Below are 17,807 nucleotides of genomic sequence, written 5' to 3'. Positions count from 1 at the left end.
GCTTTCGGTTGGTTTTCCCCCTGTTTCGGTTCACTTCTCGTGTTCGATCCACCAACACGAGGAGATTCCATGAGGTCGCTGAAGTCCATGCTCCTGGTCGGCGCGCTCGCCATCGGTCTGCCGCTGGGCACCGCGTCGGTCGCCATGGCCGACGAAGCCGCGAAGCCCGCCAAGCCGGGTGTGGTCAAGTTCGCCGGGATCGCCGTGGCGGAGACCGCGGACAAGGCCGTGCGGCTGGCGCAGGACGGGATCGACAAGGCGATCGCGGCGCACGAGAAGCGGACCGGGACCAGCTGCAAGAAGCTGAAGGGCCTGGTCACGGTGGAGAAGCGGTCGGAGACCAGCTTCGTGGGCACCGCGCGGACCAGCGCCGTCTGCCGCTAGGCCACCGCGCCGGGCAGGGGTCAGGCCTGGCTGGCCGCCGGAACTCGGTGCGGGGCCGCCAGATCCGGTAGCCACAGCACGAAGGTGCTGCCGTGGCCGGGGGAGCTGTGCACGGTGGCGTGGCCGTCGTGGCTCTCCACGATCTGCCGCACGATCGCCAGGCCCAGCCCGCTGTGACCGTTGTGCGTGGCGTGCTCCCCGGCCTGCCAGAACCGGTCGAACACCCTGGCCTGGGCCTCGGGACCCAGGCCGGGGCCCTGGTCGCGGACGGCGAGCCAGCACCAGCCCTCGCCGCGGCCGGTGGCCAGCTCGACCGTGCTGCCCCCGGGGGCGAAGCGCAGCGCGTTGCTCAACAGGTTGGCGGTGGCGCGTTTGAGCGCGTCCCGGTCGCCGGTCACCCGCAGGCCTGGGGCCAGCCGGCGGGTGAGGGTGATCCCGGCCTCGGTGGCGAGCTGGTCGTGTTCGGCGGCGGACTCCTCGGCCAGCTCGCCCAGGTCGGCCTCGGTCTCGGCGAAGGCGGGGGCGTCCCGGCGCCCGGTGGCCAGCAGGTCCTCGACCAGGCCGCTCATCCGCAGCACCGCGCGGCGCACCACCTCACCCGCCTGTTCCCGTTCCGCCGCCGTGGCGTCCGGGCGGGTGAGCACCGCGTCCACGTTCGCCTGGATGATCGCCAGCGGGTTGCGCAGCTCGTGCGAGGCGTCGCCGAGCAGGCGACGCTGGTCGGCGAAGGCGGTGTCCAGCCTGGCCAGCATGTCGTCGATGGTGTCGGCCAGGCCGCGCAGCTCGTCGGAGGGGCCGTCCAGGGCGATCCGGCGGGACAGGTCGGTGGCGCTGATCTCCCTGGCGCGCTGGGTGATCCGGCGGATCGGCCGCAGCGCGCGGCCGGCCTGCCACCAGCCGATGGCCAGGCTGAGCAGGAACAGCGCGGAGAGCGCGAGCGCGGAGTACCGGCCGAGCAAGGTGACCGCCTGGTACTGCACGTCGCGCTCGAAGTCCTTGAGCGCGTTCTGCTTCTCCGCCGTCCAGTACCGCACGCCGTCCGGGCCGATGAGCACCTTGACCAGCGGGCTCTGCGTGGACGGCTCGGCCGTCTCCAACGTGTACAGCACGCCGAGGTAGATCGCGGTGATCACCAGCGCGCCCAGCACGAACACCCAGGCCGAGTAGGACACGGTGAGCCGGAACCGGATCGTGGTCATCCAGCGGTGCGCGCTCACCGCTGCACCAGCCGGTATCCGCGGCCGATCACGGTCTCGATCGGCGCCCGGCCCTCGGCGCTGGAAACCTTGCGCCGCAACGTGCCCACCGTGACCCGCACGGTCTCGGTGAACGGGTTGGCGAACTCGTCCCACACGTGTTCGAGCAGCTCCTCGGCCGGAACCAGCTTGCCCGGCCTGGACATCAGGTACCGCAGCACGCCGAACTCCTTGCGGGTCAACGAGATCGGCACCCCGTCCCGGCGCACCTCGCCGCTGGCCGGGTCCAGCTCCAGCCCGCCCGCGCGCAGCACCGGCTCCCCGCAGTCGCCGTCCCGCCGCAGCAGCGCCCTGATCCTGGCCAGCAGCTCGGCCAGCGCGAACGGTTTCACCAGGTAGTCGTCCGCGCCGTGGTCCAGTCCGCGCACCCGGTCGGCCAGGCTGGCCCGCGCGGTGAGCATCAGGATGCGCACCCCGCTGGCCGCGCGGATCCGGCGGCACAGCCCGAGGCCGTCGCCGTCGGGCAGGTTCAGGTCCAGCACCACCAGGTCGTAGGCGTGCACGCCGAACTTGGTCAGCGCCTCCGCGCCGGTGGCCGCGGTGTCCACCGCGTACCCGGCGTGGCTGAGCCCGGTGCGCAGCGCGCTGGCCAGGTCGGCCTCGTCCTCCACGATGAGCAGTCGCACCCCGCCGACGGTATCCGGACTGGCGGAGCGGTCCGGACCGCGCTTTCGGCGGATTTTCGCTCCGCGCTCAGTCCCCGGCGAGCAGGTAGGCGCCGCGGGCGATGCCGGCCAGCACCGCGGTGGTGGTGGCGTCGGCGTCCATCGGCCCGGAGTCCATCACGTGCCGTTCCAGCTCGCCCAGCTCGCTGAACTGCCGGTACAGCTCCCGGATCGGGGCCACCGCGGTCAGCGCCTCCGGGCCCCGGTCCACCGCGCGCCCGATGGTGATCGCCTCGTTCGGCCGCAGCACCACGTAGTGCGTCTTGAACCCGGCGCCTGCCTTGCGGAAGACGTCCAGGAACCACGGCCCGATCACGCCGTCGACCACCACGTCGTAGCCGCCGACGGCGTAGCCGAAGGCCGCGCCGGCCAGCACGTCGATCACGATCTCGTTCTGCCGCTGCGCTTCCGGCAGGTACGGCGCGATCGCGCCGCGCCGGATGAACTTGTAGAAGTCGTCGGTGTGCAGGTGCACGCTGGGCGACAGCTCATCGGCCAGCAACCGCGACACCGTGCTCTTGCCTGCCCCCGGCGGTCCGGTGAGCACGATGACCTGTCCTGGTGACACGGGCTCGCTCATGCCGTCGATGATGGCCCAGCCACTGGAATTGCGCTGCTGTGAATGGCGGCACGGCGTAGGTTCGGCCGCATGGAGTATGTGAAGCTGGGCGCCACCGGACTGGACGTCTCCCGGATCTGCCTGGGCTGCATGAGCTACGGCGTGCCGGAGCGCGGCCCGCACCCGTGGTCGCTGACCGAGGAGCAGAGCAGGCCCTTCCTCAAGCGCGCGGTCGAGCTGGGCATCAACTTCTTCGACACCGCCAACTACTACAGCGACGGCACCAGCGAGGAGATCGTCGGCAAGCTGCTCGGCGAGTACGCCCGCCGGGACGAGATCGTGCTGGCCACCAAGGTCTTCCTGCCGATGGGGGAGGGCCCGAACCGGCGCGGCCTGTCCCGCAAGGCGATCTTCGCCGAGGTGGACAACAGCCTGCGCAGGCTCGGCACCGACTACATCGACCTCTACCAGATCCACCGGTTCGACCGGCACACCCCGATCGAGGAGACCCTGGAAGCCCTGCACGACGTGGTCAAGTCGGGGAAGGTGCGCTACCTCGGCGCCTCATCCATGCACGCCTACCAGTTCGCCAAGATGCTCTACACCGCCGACCTCAACGGCTGGACCAGGTTCGTCTCCATGCAGAACCACTACAACCTGATCTACCGCGAGGAGGAGCGGGAGATGCTGCCGCTGTGCGCGGAGGAGGGCATCGGCGTGATCCCGTGGAGCCCGCTGGCCCGCGGCCGCCTCACCCGCGACTGGGACGCGGCCACCGCGCGCGCCGAGACCGACGATTTTGGCAAGACGCTCTACCAGGACAGCGACCGGATCGTGGTGGACGCGGTGGCGGCGGTGGCCGCCGAGCGCGGGGTGCCCAGGGCACAGGTCGGACTGGCCTGGCTGCTGCACAACCCGGCGGTGACCGCGCCCATCGTCGGCGCCACCAAGACGCACCACCTGGAGGACGCGGTCGCCGCGGTCGGCCTCGAGCTCTCCACGGAGGAGGTCGCCCGGCTGGAGGCGCCCTACACCCCGCACGCCGTGGTCGGCTTCTGAGCCTCCGGTAGCACGCCGAACCGGCCTGCCGGGTCCAGCCGCGCCTTCAGCTCGTGCACCCAGCGCGGGTGCCGGGCCTCGGCCGGGTCGGTGAGGAAGTTGCGGAACCGCCCGCCGCTGGTCCACGGGGCCAGCCCGGCGAACAGCGCCTCGTGCGCGGCGGGCGTGTCCGCGTCCGGGGCGAGCGTGGTGATGGTGGCCAGGTACGCCGCGTCCCGGCCGCCCACCGCGTTGGCCGCCGGGGTGGCCAGCGCGCCGCCGAGGTGGCGCAGCTCCACGATGTGCGGGCCGGGCGGGGTGTGCGCGAGCAGGCGGCGGGTGGTCAGCGCGTCCGCGGCGCGCAGCATCCGGTTGCTGGAGCGGAACGGGGCCGGGGTGGTCGGGTCGTGGTAGATCGAGCCGACCTCGGTCAGCGGGAGCGGGCCGAGGGTGTCCAGCAGCGGGCCGAGCGCGCGCAGCGGGGCGACGAGGTCGTCGGCGGCCGGTCCGGCCTGGGTGATCCGCAGGTGCGCCACCCGCCGCCCGCGCAGCGGCTCGGGCACGCCGGGGACGTCCGGGAACGGGATCACCGCGATCGAGGAGGTCAGCGTGTCCGGCACGGTCGCGGTCCACTCGGTCCACAGCCGCAGCGCCTCCGGGATCAGCCCGGTGTCGAAGAACAGCCCGCCTGCCCACAGCTCCGGCAGCGGGACCAGCTCGAAGGTCATCGCGGTCACCACGCCCAGCGTCGCGCCGCCGCCGAGTAGGCCCTGGAACAGCTCCGCACCGGGCCCGACCTCCTGCAACGCGCCGTCGGCGGTGACCACCTCCAGCGAGCGCACCCGGTCGGCGGCCCAGCCGAACGGACGGCCGAACAGGCTCAGCCCGCCGCCCAGGGTGTAGCCGATCACGCCCACGTGCGGCGCGCTGCCCAGCAGCGGCATCAGCCCGTGCGGGGCGGCGGCGGCCAGCACCTCGGCCCAGCGCACGCCCGCGCCCACCCGCGCGGTGCGCGCGACCGGGTCCACGGTCAGCTCCCGCATCCGGTGCGTGGTGATCAGCACGCCCGGCCGGCCAGTCGGCGGCAGGCCGTGGCCGGTGGACTGCACCGCCACCGGCAGGTCCCGCTCGGCGGCCAGCGCCACCGCGGCCCGCACGTCAGCGGCGGAGGACGCGCCGGCCACCAGGGCCGGGCGGTAGTCGGAGTGGGTCTGGAAGCCTGCGCGCTCGGTGTCGTAGTCGGCGGAACTGGGCTCGAAGGTCAACATGCGGCCCACGTTAGGAGCCGTTCCGGACAGGTCCTGTCCGCAAGCGTGGCAATCTTGGCGGCATGAGCCCGCTCGCCAGAGTCATGCGGTTGCTGTCGCTGTTGCAGGCCCGCCGGGAGTGGTCCGGCGCGGAGCTGGCCGAGCGGCTGGCGGTCACCGACCGGACCGTGCGCCGCGATGTGGACAAGCTGCGCGAGCTGGGCTACCCGGTGCAGGCCACCACCGGCACCGCGGGCGGCTACCGGCTGGTCTCCGGCCGCAACCTGCCGCCGCTGGCGCTGGATGAGGAGGAGGCGGTCGCGGTGGCCACCGGCCTGCTCACCGCGGCGGGCACCGGGATCAGCGGAGTGGCCGAGACCGCGGTGCGCGCGCTGGCCAAGCTGAGCCAGATCCTGCCCTCCCGGCTGCGCCACCGGGTGGCCGCGGTCGCCCAGGCCACCGATCCGGTGCACGCGGTCACCGGCGCCCAGGTCGACCCCTCGGTGCTCGCCGTGCTCGGCGCGGCCGTGCGCGACGGCGAGCTGATCACCTTCGGCTACCGGCGGCGGGACGGATCGACGGGGGAGCGCAGGGTCGAGCCGCACCGCCTGATCACCGGCTACCGGCTCTGGTACCTGCTGGCCCACGACGCCGAGCGCGCCGACTGGCGCACCTTCCGCATCGACCGGATCACCGACCCCCGCCCCACCGGCCGCCGCTTCACCCCGCGCGAACTGCCCGAGCCGGACACCGCCGCCTACCTGGACCGCGTGCTGGCCACCGCGCCGTACCGGCACCACGCCCTGGCCCGGATTGCCGCGCCGCCACGCGAGGTGCTGGCCAGGACGCTGCACCTGCTGCCCGCCAGGGTGACCGGGACCGAGGGCGGCAGCGAGGTCCGGCTCAGCGCGGACACGCCCCGGGACGTGGTGCGCGACCTGCTCGGCCTGGCCGCGATCGGCGCTGACCTGGAGATCGTCGAGGCGGACGAGGAGGTCAGGGCCGAGCTGCGCGCGGCGCGGGACCGGCTGGGTTAGTCGTCCAGATCGTCGGCGTCGTCGCGGGCCAGGAAGGTGGCCAGGCGTTCGATGGTGGTCTCGAAGTCCGGGTTGAGGTCGACGAAGGCACGCAGCTTGTCGGCCACCCAGGCCAGGGTGACCTCCTCCTCGCCGCGCCGCTGCTCCAGCTCCTCGATACCGCGGTCGGTGAAATACACGGATTCCTCCGGGATATGGCCGAGCCGCCAGGCCCTGGAAACGGACCTGGCGGCTCGGGAACAACTCAAACGATCAGTCGAAAGCCTTGGCGATCAGCGCCGCCTGCTCGACGTCGTGCACCTTGCCGGACCCGGCGGACGGGGCCGCCATCGCGCGCCGCGAGACGCGCTTGAGCCCGGTGAGGCGCTCGGGCAGCAGCTCCGGCAGGGACAGGCCCAGGAACGGCCAGGCGCCCTGGTTCGCCGGCTCCTCCTGGACCCAGCGGATGTCCTTGGCGTTGGGGTACTTGTCCAGCACCAGGCCCAGCTTCTTGTGCGGCACCGGGTAGAGCTGCTCGATGCGCACGATCGCCACGTTGTCCGCGCCGCGCTTCTGCCGCTCGGCGTTGAGCTCGTAGCTGATCTTGCCGCTGCACAGCAGCACGCGGTCGACCTTGTTCGGGTCGGCCACCACCGGGTCGGCCAGCACCGAGTGGAACTTGCTGTCGGTGAAGTCCTCGACCGGGCTGGTCGCGGCCTTCATCCGGAGCATGGACTTCGGGGTGAAGACCACCAGCGGCCGGTTGATCCCGTCCAGCGCGTGCCTGCGCAGCAGGTGGAAGTAGCTGGCCGGGGTGGACGGCACCGCCACCGTCATCGAGCCCTCCGCGCACAGCTGGAGGAAGCGCTCGATGCGGCCGGAGGTGTGGTCCGGGCCCTGGCCCTCGTGGCCGTGCGGCAGCAGCAGCACCACGTCGGAGCGCTGGCCCCACTTGGCCTCACCGGAGGAGATGAACTCGTCGATGATCGGCTGGGCGCCGTTGACGAAGTCGCCGAACTGCGCCTCCCAGAGCACCAGCGCCTCGGGGTTGGCCACCGAGTAGCCGTACTCGAAGCCGAGCGCGGCGAACTCCGACAGCGCCGAGTCGTAGACCAGGAACTTGGCCTGGTCCTCCGACAGGTTCTGCAGCGGGGTGTACTCCTTGCCGGTCTTGCGGTCGATCAGCACCGAGTGCCGCTGCACGAAGGTGCCGCGCCGCGAGTCCTGGCCGGCCAGGCGCACCCGCCGCTTCTCCATCACCAGCGAGCCGAAGGCCAGCAGCTCGGCGAAGGCCCAGTCGATGCCGCCCTCGCGGGCCATCTTGGCCCTGCGCTCCAGCACCGGCTTCACCCTCGGGTGCGGGCTGAAGCCCTCCGGCAGGTTGACGTGCGCGTCGGCGATGTGGGTCAGCGTCTCCAGCGAGATCGCGGTCTTGAGCTTGGTCGGGATGACCTGCTCGGCCTCCACCGACGGGCTCACCACGGCCGGGTGCTTCTCCAGCTCGCGGACCTCGTTGAAGACGTGCTCCAGCTGGCTGCCGAAGTCCTTCAGCGCGCTCTCGGCCTCCTCGACCGAGATGTCGCCCCGGCCGATCAGCGCCTCGGTGTAGGTCTTGCGGACCGAGCGCTTGGTGTCGATCAGGTCGTACATGGCCGGCTGGGTCATCGACGGGTCGTCGCCCTCGTTGTGACCGCGGCGCCGGTAGCAGAGCATGTCGATCACGACGTCCTTGCCGAAGGCCTGGCGGTACTCCATGGCCAGCTTGGCCACCCAGACACAGGCCTCGGGGTCGTCGCCGTTGACGTGGAAGACCGGCGCCTCGATCATCTTCGCCACGTCGGTGCAGTACTGGCTGGAGCGCGAGTACTCGGGGGCGGTGGTGAAGCCGACCTGGTTGTTGACCACCACGTGCACGGTGCCGCCGGTGCGGTAACCGCGCAGCAGCGCCAGGTTCAGCGTCTCGGCCACCACGCCCTGGCCGGCGAAGGCCGCGTCGCCGTGCAGCAGCACCGGGACGACGGTGAAGCCGCCCTCGCCCTTGTCCAGGATGTCCTGCTTGGCCCGGACGATGCCTTCCAGCACCGGGTCGACCGCTTCCAGGTGGGACGGGTTGCAGGTCAGCGAGACCGCGACCTCGCCGTCGCCGAACATCCGGAAGTACTTGCCCTCGGCGCCGAGGTGGTACTTCACGTCGCCGGAGCCGTGCGCCTGGCCGGGGTCGAGGTTGCCCTCGAACTCGCGGAAGATCTGCGAGATCGGCTTGCCCACGATGTTGGCCAGCACGTTCAGCCGCCCACGGTGCGGCATGCCGATGACGACCTCGTCGAGGTTGTACTCGGCCGCCTTGTCCAGCACCGCGTCCAGCAGCGGGATGACGGTCTCGCCGCCCTCCAGCGAGAACCGCTTCTGCCCGACGTACTTGGTCTGCAGGAAGGTCTCGAACGCCTCGGCCGCGTTGAGCTTGCTCAGGATGTAGATCTGCTCGGCCTGGTCCGGCTTGGAGTGCGGGACCTCGATCCGCTCCTGCAGCCACTTGCGCTCGTCCGGGCCGAGGATGTGGGTGTACTCGATGCCCACGGTGCGGCAGTAGGAGTCGCGCAGCACGCCGAGCACGTCACGCAGCTTCATCCGCTCCCGCCCGGCGAACCCGCCGACCGCGAACTCGCGGTCCAGGTCCCACAGGGTCAGGCCGTGCGAGAGCACGTCCAGGTCGGGGTGGCGGCGCTGGCGGTAGTTCAGCGGGTCGGTGTCGGCCATCAGGTGGCCGCGGGAGCGGAAGGCGTCGATCAGCTCCAGCACGCGAGCGGTCTTGTCCACGGCGCCGTCCGGGATGTCGGCCACCCAGCGGATCGGCTCGTAGGGGATGCGCAGCGAGGCGAAGATGCTGTCGTAGAAGCCGTCCTCGCCCAGCAGCAGCTGGTGGATCCGGCGCAGGAACTCGCCGGACTCCGCGCCCTGGATGATCCGGTGGTCGTAGGTGGACGTCAGCGTGATGATCTTGCTGATGCCCATCTTGATCAGGGCCTTCTCGCTGGCGCCCTGGAACTCGGCCGGGTACTCCATCGCGCCGACGCCGATGATCGCGCCCTGGCCCGCGGTCAGCCTCGGCACCGAGTGGTTGGTGCCGATGGTGCCGGGGTTGGTCAGCGAGATCGTGGTGCCGGTGAAGTCGTCGTTGCCCAGCTTGCCGCCGCGGGCCTTGCGGATCAGGTCCTCGTAGGCCTGCCAGAACTGCAGGAAGGACATCGACTCGCAGCCCTTGATGGAGGCCACCACCAGGGTGCGCGAGCCGTCCTTGCCGGGCAGGTCGATGGCCAGGCCGAGGTTGACGTGCTCGGGGGTGCCGATGGTCGGCTTGCCGTCGGTCTCGGCGAAGAAGCGGTTCATGTTCGGGTAGCTCTCCAGCGCCCGGACAATCGCGTAGCCGATGAGGTGGGTGAAGGAGACCTTCCCGCCCCTGGTCCGCTTCAGGTGGTTGTTGATCACGATCCGGTTGTCCGCGAGCAGCTTGGCCGGGACCGCGCGCACCGAGGTGGCGGTCGGCACGGTCAGCGACTGCTCCATGTTCTTCGCGATCGCCGCGGCCGCGCCGCGCAACTGCTTGCGCTCGCCGGGACCCGAGGGCTGCTTCACCGGGGTCGCCGCGGCTGCTGCCGACGGGGTCGGCTTGGGCTTGGCCGGGGCGGCCGCCTTGGGGGCGGCGGCCGGGGCCTGGCCGTTGGTGTCAGGCGCCTTCGGCGGGGCTGCCTGGGTTGTGGTCACAGTGCTGGCGGCGGCCGACTGCGCCGCGGTCTCGCCGATGTCGGCGGACTTCTGCGTCGGCTTGTAGTCGGCGAAGAAGTCGTGCCACGCCGGGTCTACTGAGGTGGGATCAGCGAGGAACTGCTCATACATTTCCTCGACTAGCCACTCATTGGGGCCGAACTGTGACGCAGGGCTGCTGCTGGACACGGCCGACACTCGCCTCGATCCATCTGCTCGGGGTAAGACACACTCTGTTTCAGGCTAGTCCTACCGCGCGCCGCCGTGGTACAGGGCGGGGTCAGCGCGCGGAGGGCTAGGTCACAGAATCGTTTACTGGATCGGTCTAGTATCAAATCCGCACCTCAAGCGCAGCTCAAACACGGTCCCGCCCCCACCGCAACCCGACCCAAGGTCCGCCGGGCCGACCGATCTCGTACCGGGTCGTGGCCGCCGTGGACTCCCGGCGAGATCACCCGGCGGCAGTTCTGGATGTGACATTGGCCAGCCCTCAGGCGGCTTCCAGGGTGCCCGCGCGCCAGAGCCGGGCGTAGGCGCCGTTCACGGCCAGCAGCTGGGCGTGCGTGCCCTCCTCCTCGATGCGGCCGTTGGCCAGCACCACGATGCGGTCCGCGCGGGCCGCGGTGGCTAAGCGGTGTGCGACCACGAAGGTGGTGCGCTCGCCGGTGAGCCGGTCGCTGGCGCTGAGCACGGCGGCCTCGGTGGCCGGGTCCAGCGCGGCGGTGGCCTCGTCCAGCAGCAGCAGGTCCGGGTCGACCAGGCGGGCCCTGGCCAGCGCGATGAGCTGGCGCTGGCCCGCGGACAGGCCCTGGCCGCGTTCGCCGACCGGCTGGCGGAAGCCCGCGCGCAGCCCGGCGATCATGGGCAGCGCGCCGACCGAGCGGGCCGCGGCCTCCACCTCGGCCGGGGTGGCCCCCGGGCGGCCGTAGCCGATGTTGCTGGCCACGTCGCCGGTGAACAGGTGCGGTTCCTGCGGCACCACGCCGAGCCTGCCGCGGTAGCCGGGCAGGTGGTAGGCGCGGATGTCCACCCCGTCCACCAGCACCGTGCCCTCGGTGACGTCGTAGAACCGGGCCAGCAGCTTCACCAGCGTGGACTTGCCCGCGCCGGTCGCGCCGACCAGCGCGATGGTCTCGCCAGGGCGGGCGGTCAGCGAGATGTCGGTCAGCGCGGGGCGGTCGGTGCCGGGGTAGGTGAAGCCGACCCCGCGCAGCTCGACCGCGCCGCGCAGCCGCTCGGGCACCGCGCGCGGGTGGCCCGCCGGGGGCACCGAGGTCGGGGTGCGCAGCAGGTCGCCGATGCGGTGCAGGCCGACCTTGGCCTGCTGGTAGCCGTCGAAGACCCCGGACAGCTGCTGGATGGGCGCGAAGAACAGGCCCAGGTACAGCAGGAACGCCAGCAGCACACCCGCGGTCAGCGAGCCGGTGGCCACCCGGTACGCGCCGACCCCGAGCACCGCGGCCTGCGCCAGGTCGGAGAGCAGGGTGACGAACGGGAAGTAGGTGGCGATGTAGCGCTGGGCCCGCAACCGGGACCGCCGGTAGGCGTCGCTGCGCTCGGCGAAGGCGGCCGCGGAGTGCTCCTCCCTGGTGAACGCCTGGGCCACGCGCAGCCCGGAGACGTTCTCCTGCAGGTCCGCGTTGACCACCGAGACCCGCTCCCGCGCCTCGGCGTAGGCCTGCGAGGAGTACCGGCGGAAGACCACCGTGGCGACCAGCAGGATGGGCAGCGCGGCCAGCGCGACCAGGGCCAGCCCGAGGTCGGTGAGCAGCAGGGCCACCGTGATGCCGCCGACGGTCAGCACGCTGACCACCGCGGTGGCCAGCCCGGTCTGCAGGAACGTGGACAGCGCGTCCACGTCGGTGGTCATCCTGGTCATGATCCGCCCGGCCAGCTCGCGCTCGTAGTAGTCCAGGCCGAGGCGTTGCAGCTGGCTGAAGCTGCGCACCCGCAGCAGGTACAGCACGCTCTCCCCGGCCCGCGCGGTGACCAGGGTCTGGGCGCTGACCGCGGCCCAGCCCAGGCCCACCACCAGCACGCCGAGCAGCACCAGCCCGGCCAGCGCCCAGCCGGAGCGGGCGTCCACCCCGTTGTCCACGCCGTGCCGGAACAGGGTGGGCAGCGCGATCGAGGTCGCCGCGTCCACCGCCACGCAGACCACCGCGAGCAGCAGCAGCCTGCGCACCGGTTCGAGCAGCCGCCGCAACCGGAACCCGGGATCGGGCGCGCGGGCGTCGATACCGGGCAGCTCGGGCTCGTCCCGCACCGGCGGCAGCGCGGCCACCTGCGCGAGCAGCTCGGGAGTCGCCTCTAGCGCGGTCATCGCGCCGACCCGGCCACCCCGGCCCGGCCGCGCGCCACTGGCCGCCTGGCGGGCCGAGGCGCTCGGTCCTGAGGTGTCCGCCGGCGGGTCCGGCCACAGCGCGGGGGTGATCCCGTCCGGGCCGGGCACCAGTGCCTCGGGCGCGGCGGCCTGGGTGTCCTCGATCGCCTCGCCCGGACCGGCCAGCAGCGCGCGGAACAGCGCGCAGCGCTCGGTCAGCTCGGCCTGGGTGCCCACGTCGACGACCTGGCCGCGGTCGAGCACCGCGATCCGGTCGGCCAGCGCCAGGGTGGAGCGGCGGTGCGCGATGAGCAGCGTGGTCCGGCTCGCGGTGACCGCGTGCAGGGTGGCGTGGATGGCCGCCTCGGTAGCCGGGTCCACCGCGGAGGTGGCGTCGTCCAGGATCAGCACCCTGGGGTCGGACAGCAGCGCGCGGGCCAGCGCGACCCGCTGCCGCTGACCACCGGAGAGGGTGAGCCCGCGCTCGCCGACCAGCGTGTCGTAGCCCTGCGGCAGCGCCTCGATGAACTCGTGCGCCTCCGCCGCCTTGGCCGCCGCCTCCACCTCGGCCTCGGTGGCGTCAGGCCGCCCGTAGGCGATGTTGGCCCGGACGGTGTCGGAGAACAGGAACGCCTCCTCGAACACCACCCCGATCGCCCCGCGCAGCGCGGCCAGCCGCAGCCCCCTGATGTCCGCGCCGCCCAGCCGCACGGCGCCCTCGTGCACGTCGTAGAACCGCGGCAGCAGCAGCGACACGGTGGACTTGCCGGACCCGGCGGTGCCCACCAGTGCCAGCGTCTCGCCCGGCGCGACCCGCAGGGACACCCCGTCCAGCACCGGCTCGCTGCGCCGGTAGCCGAAGCGCACGTCCTCGAAGGCCACCTCCAGCGGCCCGTCCGGCACCTCGGCGGCGTCCGGGGCGTCGCGCACCTCCGGCTGGGAGTCGATCAGGTCGTACACCCGCTCCACGCTGGCCCTGGCCAGCTGGCTGGTGATCAGCAGGCTGGACAGCATCCGGGCCGGGCCGATCAGGTTGGCCACGTAGGTGGCGAAGGCGAGGAAGGTGCCGAGGGAGACCTGCCCGCCGATCGCGAGCGCCCCGCCCAGGCCGAGCACGCCGACCTGGCCCAGCGCGGGCAGCGCGGCCAGCGTGGCGTTCGGCTTCGCGGTCAGCCTGGCCGCGCGCAGCCGCTCGCCGAAGAGCCTGGTGGCCGCCTTCTCCAGCCTGCCGGTCTCCCTGGCCTCCTGCCCGAAGCCCTTGACCACCCGGACCCCGGTGACCGTCTCCTCCACGTGCTGGGCCACGTCCGCGGCCCGCTGCTGCGCCGACCAGGTGGCCGGGAACAGCACGCCGCGGCTGCGCAGCACGGTGACGAACACCGCGGGCACCACCAGCAGCGCGACCAGGGTGAGCAGCGGGGACAGCCACAGCATCGCGCCGAGCGCGATCACCGCGAACACCACCTGGCCGGCGGCCAGCGGCACCATGGACAGCAGCGAGTGCACCAGCTGCAGGTCGGTGATCGCCCTGGACACCACCTGCCCGGTGCGCAGCGAGTCCTGGTTGCCGCCGTCCAGCCGCTGCACCGAGCCGAACACCGCGCGGCGCAGGTCGTGCTGCACGTCCAGGGCCAGCCGCCCGCCCAGGTAGCGGCGCACGAACGCGGTGCCGAAGGCCAGCAGCGCCAGCGCGCACAGCCCGGCCACGATCCAGCTGAGCCAGGCCGTGCTGCCGGCGACCGCGTCGTCCACCGCCTTGGCCAGCAGCAGCGGCGCGACGGCCTGCAACCCGACGCCGACCACCGAGGCCAGCATGGCCGCGACCACGATGCGCGGGTGCGCCCAGCAGGCGCGGGTCAGCCTGCGGATCCAGCCGCGGCCAGTGGTGGGGTTCGTGGTGGTGGGCACCCCGTCACGCTAACCCGGGTGCCCGACACCGTTCGCGCTCAGGCGATGTCGCGCCGTTGCGCGACCAGCCTGCCCACGGCCACGAACAGGGCGACGTAGCCCAGGAACACCAGGCCGCTGCCCCACCAGGGCAGGCCGTCGGTGTCGGTGAAGCCGCGGCCGAGGGAGCGGGCCGCGCCGCTGATGGAGTCCAGCAGCAGGTCCTGGGCCACCCCGCCGACCATGTTGCTGCCGCTGGCGTTGGGCAGGAAGTAGGTGACCTCAGGCGCGCCCTGGCTGCCCAGCACACCGCGGATCAGCGCCTCCAGCAGCGCGCCCAGCGGCACCACGAGCACCACGGCCAGCTGGTTGCCCATCAGCGCGCCCAGTCCGACGCCCAGCACCACCCACAGCACGTTGGCCAGCACCGCGACCAGGCAGAGCAGCAGCCAGGAGCCCACGTTCGGGAAGTTGTCGATGTCCAGCGCGAGCAGCGCGCCGATCGTGCCGAAGATCGCGATGACCACGCCGTAGAGCACGCCGAACGCGCTGTAGGTGATCAGCTTGGCCAGCATCGAGGCGGTCCGCGAGGGCGCGGTGAGGTAGGTGGTGGTGATGGTGCGGTGCTGGAACTCCCCGGCCACCGCCAGCCCGCCGAAGATCGCGGAGAAGATGGTGCCGATGTTCACCCCGCTGGCGAAGACCAGCAGCGCCAGCGGCACGTTCAGGTTGGTGTCCTGCACCTGCGAGGCGATCGAGGTCAGGAACAGGCCGGCCGCACTGCCGCCCAGGGTGACCAGCAGCGTGACCAGCGCGGCCGGGATGAGCAGCGCCCACCACACGTTGGTGGTCAGGATCTTGCGCAGCTCGCTCTTGATCAGGGCGCCCATCAGGCGTTACCTCCGTACTGGTTGCCCTGCTGGCCGGGCTGCGGCGGGTAGCCGGGCTGCTGCGGCTGCTGGTAGCCCTGCTGGTAGGCCTGTTGCTGCTGGTAGGCCTGCTCGTAGGTGGTCGGGGCGGGCAGGCCGCCGCTGGGCGGTCCCCAGCCGCCGCCCGGTGGCGTCGGCGGCGGGTACTGACCAGGGGCCTGGCCGGTGTACTGGGCGCTGGTCAGCTGGAAGAACAGCCGCTCCAGGTCGACCTGCTCCTCCTGCATGGCGTAGATCGCCACGCCCGCGGCCAGGGCCACGTCGGCGACCTGCTTGGTGTGCACGCCGGTGATGGCCAGCCTGCCGTCCGGGGTCGGCTCGATCATGGTGTGCCCGGCCGCCTGCAGCGCCTCGACCAGCTTGTGCGGGTCGGCCGGCTGCACGATGACCCGGCTCTGCTGGGACTGGCGCAGCGTCTCCAGGCCGCCGTTGTAGACGGTGCGGCCACGGCTGATGATCACCACGTGGTCCACGGTCTGCTCCACCTCGGCGAGCAGGTGGCTGGAGACCAGCACGGTGCGGCCGCTGCGCGCGAAGGACTGCAGGAAGCTGCGCAGCCAGGCGATGCCCTCCGGGTCCAGGCCGTTGGCAGGCTCGTCCAGCACCAGCACCTGCGGGTCGCCCAGCAGCGCGGTGGCCAGCGCAAGGCGCTGCCGCATGCCGAGGGAGAAGCTGCCCGCGCGCCGGTCGCCCGCCGCGCCGAGGCCGACCAGCTGGAGCACCTGGTCCACCCGCTCGTCCGGCACCTCCAGCGCGGCGGCGTAGATCTTGAGGTGGTTCCGGGCCGAGCGGCTGGGGTGGAAGCTCTGCGCCTCCAGCACCGCGCCGACCACCCGGCCGGGCTTGCCGAGCTGCTCGTAGGGCACCCCGTTGATGGTCGCCTGCCCGCCGGTGGGCCGGACCAGGCCGAGCACCATGCGCAGGGTGGTCGTCTTGCCGGAGCCGTTGGGTCCGAGGAAGCCGGTCACCGTGCCGGGTTCGACGATGAAGCTCAGGTCCTGCACCGCGGTGATGTTCCCGAACTGCTTCGTCAGGTTCCCCACCACGATCCGGCCACTGCCGTCGTGCACGCGTTCCTCCAGGTGCCACGGGGTACGGCCGCAATACTGCCGCATTCGTCGCGTTCGCGTGGCCGGATGCCGACCACGTGGCTCCTGGAGTGACCGGTTACACGGGGCGCTGGCGGATCCGCGGCAGGGTGGGCTCGCGCTCGACCACGGCCGCCCGGTGGATGCCGGGGTCGGTGGTCTCCACCGGCGTCGCGCGGTCCGGGTCGAGGGTGGAGCTGAGCTGTTCGAGCAGCTCGGGGTCGAGCTCGCTGGGCAGGGTGAGCCGGATCCGCGGGATCTCGGTGGTCACCTCGGCCGCGGTCTCCGGTGGCACGGGCGGCTGGGTGGCTGCGCAGGCGCCGGCCGGGGCCACGGTGACCGCGCCGATCACCGGCGGCGCGATGGACTGGACGGCCTCGCCCGCGCCGACCGGTTCGAGCACGCCGGGGGGCGCGGTGCCGGTCAGCGTGGCGCCGTTGCGCACCGGCTCGGCAGCGCCCGGGGCGGGCAGCGGGGCGAACGCGCCCGGCGGCATGGTCCCGGTCAGCGGCGGCGTGGTCTCCGGCGTGATGGTGCCGCTGTGCCCCCGGTACGGCGGGATGGCCCCCGGCGGCGAGGTGCCGCGCCGGGGCAGTGGCGGGGCCGCCTGCTCGGCCAGCGCGGCCAGCACGTCCGGCGGGATCTGCGCCGCCGGCGGCGTGGCGCGCGGGGCCTTGCGGCTGAACGGGTTGCGGCGGGCGATCCGGCGTTCGCGGTGGCCGGCGCCGTCGTTGATCAGGTGCCGGTGCGCGGTCAGCCACAGCTGGCAGGGCCAGCGCCTGCTCCGGCCGAGGAACCCGCCGGGGCAGGCCTTGCAGCGGCCGTCGGCGTCCGGCTGGTGCACGGTCAGCAGCAGCCGCCAGCCCTCGGCCAGGCGCTGGAGCTCCGTGCGCGCCAGTGGCAACAGCGAGTTGGCGTCGCCCTCCTCGGCCAGTTGGTCAAGCAGGGCGAGCCGGTCCAGCACTGCCTGGCGCAGCACGTCGTCCATCCTGGTCGTCTCCTCTTCTCGCGGGGGAGGACCTCGCCAGCGCGTTGTCCAGTGCCGCGTCCAGCGCCCTGGTCTGCGTCGCGGACAGGACAGCGGTCTCCCCCGGCGGTGTGATGAGTAACACTGAGTCCGGTTCGGCGAGCAGGGTCACCGACCGCGCCCGCCCGAAGGGGTCATCACATTCCACCCACCAGCGTGGTTCACCCATGGGCGGTGGCCCTGCCCCGGAAAGGCCTTGCTGACCTCGGCCGCAGCGCCGCGAACCGCGAGGTGACCGCGTTCGGCGCACTGGGCTTGGGCATGGAGGAGTAATCGGCCGAGTACGGGCTGTCATGGAGTCCCCACCAGCGAAATCACTCAGTTGCCGGTGGGGTCACTCGATTGCCTGCACTCGTGCTGACAGCGAGCGCGGAAGTATCCGAGGGGTGGTCGTGACCTACTTGCCGGTCCGCGTAGACTGATGTCGGCGGCTCGCTCCCGGTGACCCCCAGGCCGGTTGAGCGGGCCGCCCCTTTTTGTCTGATCAACTTTTCGGTTGGTCCACTTCGCGCAATCCCTCGTCAGAGTGACCCTGTCCGGTCACAACCAGTTCGTTCCGTGTTCCTGATTTATCTCACTCGACAAGATTCTTGGTAGGCGAGTTAGATGGGCAGGGAGGGTGATCG

The 17,807-nt window shown here is 72.2% G+C and carries 13 protein-coding genes; 3 read left to right on the top strand and 10 right to left on the bottom strand.

The features are described 5' to 3' along the window. Positions 1 to 69 precede the first annotated feature (69 nt). Complete coding sequence (locus M8C13_RS30565; protein WP_252484211.1) at positions 70 to 384, top strand: hypothetical protein; 315 nt, start codon at positions 70 to 72, stop codon at positions 382 to 384. A 20-nt stretch (positions 385 to 404) separates the two neighbouring features. Here the strand turns inward: M8C13_RS30565 and M8C13_RS30560 are convergent, their stop codons facing one another. The 3 genes from M8C13_RS30560 to M8C13_RS30550 all read right to left on the bottom strand — a co-directional run bounded on the left by M8C13_RS30560 (position 405) and on the right by M8C13_RS30550 (position 2,885). Next, positions 405 to 1,601: a cell wall metabolism sensor histidine kinase WalK gene (locus tag M8C13_RS30560; RefSeq protein WP_252484210.1), complete on the bottom strand. Its 1,197-nt coding sequence runs from the start codon at positions 1,599 to 1,601 to the stop codon at positions 405 to 407. Further along, positions 1,598 to 2,266, bottom strand: coding sequence for a response regulator transcription factor (locus M8C13_RS30555; RefSeq protein ID WP_252484209.1), 669 nt, complete (start codon positions 2,264 to 2,266; stop codon positions 1,598 to 1,600). The genes M8C13_RS30560 and M8C13_RS30555 overlap by 4 nt, the downstream gene beginning before the upstream one ends. A gap of 67 nt (positions 2,267 to 2,333) precedes the next feature. Then, entirely contained in the window at positions 2,334 to 2,885 is a 552-nt protein-coding gene (locus tag M8C13_RS30550; protein WP_252484208.1) for an AAA family ATPase, read from the bottom strand. A 69-nt stretch (positions 2,886 to 2,954) separates the two neighbouring features. On the opposite strand from M8C13_RS30550, the gene M8C13_RS30545 reads away from it, so the two are divergent. After that, positions 2,955 to 3,923, top strand: a complete 969-nt coding sequence (locus tag M8C13_RS30545) for an aldo/keto reductase (RefSeq protein ID WP_252484207.1) — start codon at positions 2,955 to 2,957, stop codon at positions 3,921 to 3,923. Here M8C13_RS30545 and M8C13_RS30540 read toward each other — a convergent pair. Continuing rightward, the gene (locus M8C13_RS30540) at positions 3,893 to 5,170 is read right to left on the bottom strand and encodes an FAD-binding oxidoreductase (RefSeq protein ID WP_252484206.1); all 1,278 of its coding nucleotides are present in this window, start codon (positions 5,168 to 5,170) and stop codon (positions 3,893 to 3,895) included. The two genes, M8C13_RS30545 and M8C13_RS30540, sit on opposite strands and share 31 nt — an antisense overlap. A 62-nt stretch (positions 5,171 to 5,232) precedes the next feature. Between M8C13_RS30540 and M8C13_RS30535 the strand changes: the two genes are divergently transcribed. Then, positions 5,233 to 6,186 carry a YafY family protein gene (locus tag M8C13_RS30535; RefSeq protein ID WP_252484205.1) on the top strand — a complete coding sequence of 318 codons (954 nt, stop codon included), beginning with the start codon at positions 5,233 to 5,235 and terminating at the stop codon, positions 6,184 to 6,186. On the opposite strand, the gene M8C13_RS30530 is transcribed toward M8C13_RS30535, so the two are convergent. The 6 genes from M8C13_RS30530 to M8C13_RS30505 form a co-directional block, all read right to left on the bottom strand. After that, positions 6,183 to 6,365, bottom strand: a complete 183-nt coding sequence (locus M8C13_RS30530) for a DUF6104 family protein (protein ID WP_252484204.1) — start codon at positions 6,363 to 6,365, stop codon at positions 6,183 to 6,185. The genes M8C13_RS30535 and M8C13_RS30530 overlap by 4 nt on opposite strands. Before the next feature lie 73 nt (positions 6,366 to 6,438). Continuing rightward, positions 6,439 to 10,116, bottom strand: a complete 3,678-nt coding sequence (locus tag M8C13_RS30525; protein ID WP_252484203.1) for a multifunctional oxoglutarate decarboxylase/oxoglutarate dehydrogenase thiamine pyrophosphate-binding subunit/dihydrolipoyllysine-residue succinyltransferase subunit — start codon at positions 10,114 to 10,116, stop codon at positions 6,439 to 6,441. A 301-nt stretch (positions 10,117 to 10,417) separates the two neighbouring features. Further along, on the bottom strand, positions 10,418 to 14,158 hold the full coding sequence (locus tag M8C13_RS30520) for an ABC transporter ATP-binding protein (RefSeq protein ID WP_252484202.1): 3,741 nt from the start codon (positions 14,156 to 14,158) through the stop codon (positions 10,418 to 10,420). 38 nt (positions 14,159 to 14,196) lie between these two features. Next, a complete protein-coding gene (locus tag M8C13_RS30515) occupies positions 14,197 to 15,027 on the bottom strand; it encodes a hypothetical protein (RefSeq protein ID WP_252484201.1) in 831 nt (276 codons plus the stop codon). Further along, positions 15,027 to 16,136, bottom strand: a complete 1,110-nt coding sequence (locus M8C13_RS30510) for an ABC transporter ATP-binding protein (RefSeq protein WP_252484200.1) — start codon at positions 16,134 to 16,136, stop codon at positions 15,027 to 15,029. Before M8C13_RS30510 ends, M8C13_RS30515 begins: the two co-directional genes overlap by 1 nt. A 97-nt stretch (positions 16,137 to 16,233) precedes the next feature. After that, positions 16,234 to 17,142 carry a hypothetical protein gene (locus M8C13_RS30505; RefSeq protein WP_252484199.1) on the bottom strand — a complete coding sequence of 303 codons (909 nt, stop codon included), beginning with the start codon at positions 17,140 to 17,142 and terminating at the stop codon, positions 16,234 to 16,236. Positions 17,143 to 17,807 lie beyond the last annotated feature (665 nt).

Source organism: Crossiella sp. SN42, assembly GCF_023897065.1.
Classification (GTDB): Bacteria; Actinomycetota; Actinomycetes; order Mycobacteriales; family Pseudonocardiaceae; genus Crossiella.
The sequence above is the reverse complement of the archived record's forward strand: the minus strand, read 5'-3'. Positions and strand labels throughout refer to the sequence as shown.